The following is a 4142-nucleotide window of genomic DNA, read 5'->3' as shown; positions in this document are numbered from 1 at the left end:
CTTTGGCGTCCCGGCTCTCGCCCAGGCCGAAGTGCATCCAGCCCAAGTGGCCGCTGGCGTGTCCCCCGCCGATGGTGAGCTCTTCACGGATGATTTTTCCGCCCAGGTCCACCTCCACCCAGGCACCCACGGCATCGCGGTTGCCACCTGCCTGTTGCAAACGCAGTTGCAGCCAGTGGCCCATCGCTTGTGGCTTGTCGGCCGTGCCTGCCCCCAGGTTGCGCCAGAGTTGCGCCTTGTCCAGGCGGTTGACCACCACCATGTCCAGCAGGCCGTCGCCATTCAGGTCGGCCAGCATGCCGCCGCGGCCCCGCCGGAAGCTGGCCACACCGGCCTGCTGGCCGACCTGGGTGAAGTGGCCATCGGCCTCGCCCAGCAGCAAGTCGTTGGGGTCCAGGATGGCGAAGTCCGGCATGGTGGAGACATTGCCCTTGACAATAAAGAGATCACTCAGCCCATCGTTGTTCACATCGGCAAACTGCGCATGCCAGGCGGTGCTGGGGTGGATGTCACCGCCCACATAGGGCCGGTGCGCGGTGATGCCGCGCTTGTAGGCCTGGTCGATGTAGCTGGGGTTCTTGGCATCACCCTGCAATTTCTGGAACTTGTTGTCGGCCATGCTGGTGATGAACACCTCAGGGTAGCCATCGCCATCGATGTCATGGCTGGCAATGCCCATGCCCCAGACCTGCAGGCGCTTCCAGCCGTCGGCTTCGGTGTACTGTTTGGCGGGCAGTCCCGGTGCAACTTTCCAGAGCTGCTCCTGCCCGCCCTTGTAGTACTCGCGGTCATTGGCCACGCGCAGGCTGGCTTCGCCCGAACGGTTCCAGTCCGAGAACAGCATCGAGAGCGCACAGTAGCTGGGCTGTAGCAATTCGGGTGCGGCGTAGCGCTTGCCACTGGCATCCGGGCGCAAGAGCATGGCCGGGGTGCAGGTGCCCCAGGGGAAGTCCGGGCGGCTGCGGTCGTAGTAGCTGCCGATGGCCAGGGTGGGCATGCTGCTGCCCTTCTCCCAGGTGGCAGAAAAAGCCGTGTGCCAGTCGTTGCTGGCCGGGATGTTCCATTGGGCATTGGCGCGCTCGAACTTGCATTGGCCCAAGCCCCGGAAGACTTCGACCTCACCCACGCGCAGCACCACCAGGTCGGCGTTGCCGTCGCCATCGATGTCGATGGGGTAAGCACCCGTGGCATTGGTGAGCTCCAGGCCGCTGCGCTGTTCCTGCAGCTTGAGGGCACCACCGCGCGCGCTCTTGTTGCGGTAGAACTTGGCCTTGTTCACACCGCCGGTGATGTAGACCTCGGGCAGGCCGTCGCTGTCGCAGTCAAACACCGCCACACCGCCGCCCACCATGAACTCGTCTTGGCCTTCAAAGCGACTTTGCAGGCCAGCCGTGTCGGTCTCTTCGATGAAGCGGGGGACGGGCCGTGTGGAGGGGGGTGCGTCTGCCGCACCCACGGTTTGCAGCGCGAAGACGGCGGCAGCCAGAAGCGTGATTTGTTTGCGCATGGAGTGCTTTGCGGTAACAGGGTTTATACGTTCACCCAGGCGCCGGTCTTCTCGGACGCAAACAGGGCATCGATCACACGCATGTTGAGGATGGCGTCTTCCACACCGTAGGGCAGCGGAATCTCGCCACGCACGGCCTGCGAGAAGGCATCTATCTCCAGCGTGTACATATCGCAGGCCGGGATGACTTCCGAACTCGTGGAGCCGCCGTCCAGGCGCTTGCCGTCATCGGTGTGCACCTTGGTGCTGCCGCCCAGGGGCGCGTTGAAGGGGATCTCGATTTCAATGCGCTTGTCCGTGCCACATACCTGCACGCGCTGGTACGGCACGCTCTGGGTGGACACCGTGAAGTCCAGACGGCGGCCACCACCAAAGTCCAGCAGGGCGCTGACCATGCGGTCGGTCTGGAACTGCGGATCGCGGTCCACCAGGGCGATCACGCGCTTCGGTTCACAGCCAAACAGGAAGCGTGCAGTGACGATGGGATAGCAGCCGATGTCGTAGAGCGCACCACCACCGATGTCGGCCATGTTGCGGATGTTGCCGGCGTCGTTGTTGAAGTACGAGAAGTAGGTGTGGATGGAGCGCACGTCGCCCAGCTCACCCGCCCGCACCCGCTCGCGCACCGAGAGCCACTGCGGATGGAAGCGCACCATGAAGGCTTCCATGATGTGGACCTTGTCAGCCACTTCGCGCAGCTGTTCGGCTTCCTTGGCGGTGAGCGCTACCGGCTTCTCGCACAGCACGTGCTTGCCCGCACGCGCGGCGGCCAGGGTCAGGGGCACATGCTCGTGGTTGGGCAGCGGGTTGTAGATGGCCTCGATCTCCGGATCGGCCAGCAGCTCGGCGTAGCTGCCGTAGGCTTTGGGAATGCCGAACTGGTCTGCCAGTGCGCGGCCCTTTTCGAGGTTGCGCGAGGCAATCGCGCGGATCTCGCAATGCGCGCTCTTGAGCATGGCGGGCATGACTTTTTCCCAACCGATCTTGGCCGTGCTCAGCACGCCCCAAACGACTTTTTTCATGGTGCGGGCTTGGCTTTAGATGAAGGAGTTGAGCAGGTTCTCGATGCCTTCCTGGCGGCCCGAGACTGGGCGGGTATCGGTGTTGTGCTCCAGTACGCGCGCAGCCACGGCGTCCAGGCCCAGCTTGCCGGCCAGCACATCGCGGCCGAAGTCGCTGTTCCAGCCGGCATAGCGGTCTTCGGTGATCTGGGCAAAGCGGCCGTCGGTGATCATGGCGTCTGCGATCACCAGCGAGCGGGCCGCCGTGTCCATGCCGCCGATGTGGCCCAGGAACATGTCTTCCGGGTCGATCGACTGGCGGCGCACCTTGCTGTCGAAGTTCAGGCCACCGGTGGTGAAGCCGCCGCCCTTGAGGATCAGGTACATGGCCAGCGCGGTCTCGGGGATGTTGTTGGGGAACTGGTCGGTGTCCCACTGGCACTGCATGTCGCCGCGGTTCATATCGATGGAACCAAACAGGCCCAGGTCGATGGCGGTGGCGATTTCATGCTCGAAGCTGTGGCCGGCCAGGGTGGCGTGGTTGGCTTCGATGTTGACCTTGATTTCTTTTTCCAGGCCGTGCTTTTGCAGAAAGCCAAAGACGGTGGCGGTATCGAAATCGTACTGGTGCTTGGAAGGCTCGCGCGGCTTGGGTTCGATCAGGATGGTGCCCTTGAAACCGATCTTGTGCTTGTAGTCCACCACCATGTTCAGGAAGCGGCCCATCTGGTCGAGCTCCTGGCCCATGCGGGTGTTGAGCAGGGTTTCGTAGCCTTCACGGCCGCCCCAGAGCACGTAGTTCTCTCCGCCCAGTTTGAGGGTGGCGTCCATGGCTTCCTTCACCTGCAGCGCGCCCAGGGCAAAGATTTCGGGGTTGGGGTTGGTGGAAGCACCCGACATGAAGCGGCGGTGACTGAACAGATTGGCCGTGCCCCACAAGAGCTTCATGCCGGTGTCCTGTTGCTTCTTCGCCAGCACATCCACCATCGCATGGAAGTTGGCCACGCTCTCGCGCGGGGTGTTGCCTTCAGGGGCCACATCGCGGTCGTGGAAGCAGTAGTAGGGAGCGCCCAGCTTGGCGAAGAATTCAAAGGCGGCATCGGCCTTGGCCTTGGCTGCGGCCATGGGGTCGGCCATGTGGTGCCAGGGGCGCTCGAAGGTGTCGCCGCCGAAGGGGTCGCGGCCGTCCCAGCAGAAGCTGTGCCAGTAGCAGGCCGCAAAGCGCAGGTGCTCGGCCATGGTCTTGCCGGCCACGACGCGGTTCTTGTCGTACCACTTGAAGGACAGCGGGTTTTTGGAGTCCGGGCCTTCAAAGGCGATGGGGGCGATGGTGTTGAAGTAGCTGGTCATGTGGATGGCTTGGGTTGAGTGATGGATTGGTAAGAAGTGGCGTGGGGAGTAGCGTGGGGACTGCCGTCTGCCTGGGCCTTGTGGCCAGGCTTTACTGCAGTGTTTTGAGTACGGGGTAGAGGGCCTGGAATTTCGCGTAGCGCGGTGCCAATACGGCCTGCTCGGCGGCATCGGGCCGGTAGCTTTGGGTGATGGCGGGCTGGGTGCAGACGGTCTCGATTGCGGCGCCGGTGGCCAGCCAACCCAGGCGCGCAGCGCCGAGCGCGCCACCCGCGGCGGACTCG

General features: G+C 63.6%; 3 protein-coding genes and 1 pseudogene. All 4 read right to left on the bottom strand.

Features of this window, described 5'->3' with window-relative positions:
* Nucleotides 1-1507 (bottom strand): CRTAC1 family protein (locus tag DIC66_RS22595; RefSeq protein WP_147321403.1); only part of this gene is annotated, 1507 nt, incomplete at its 3' end.
* Nucleotides 1508-1530: 23 nt separating this feature from the next.
* The gene (locus DIC66_RS22590) at nt 1531-2529 is read right to left on the bottom strand and encodes a Gfo/Idh/MocA family protein (protein ID WP_117180439.1); all 999 of its coding nucleotides are present in this window, start codon (nt 2527-2529) and stop codon (nt 1531-1533) included.
* Nucleotides 2530-2544: 15 nt separating this feature from the next.
* Nucleotides 2545-3858 (bottom strand): xylose isomerase, encoded by a 1314-nt coding sequence (gene xylA, locus DIC66_RS22585; protein ID WP_117180438.1) that lies wholly within the window; start codon nt 3856-3858, stop codon nt 2545-2547.
* 91 nt (nt 3859-3949) lie between these two features.
* Nucleotides 3950-4142 (bottom strand): annotated as a pseudogene (locus tag DIC66_RS23190) (xylulokinase); the annotation flags it as partial.

The sequence above is a fragment of the Rhodoferax lacus genome (assembly GCF_003415675.1).
Lineage (GTDB): Bacteria > Pseudomonadota > Gammaproteobacteria > Burkholderiales > Burkholderiaceae_C > Allorhodoferax > Allorhodoferax lacus.
Note: the sequence above shows the minus strand (reverse complement) of the source record. Positions and strands in the feature narration are given on the sequence as shown.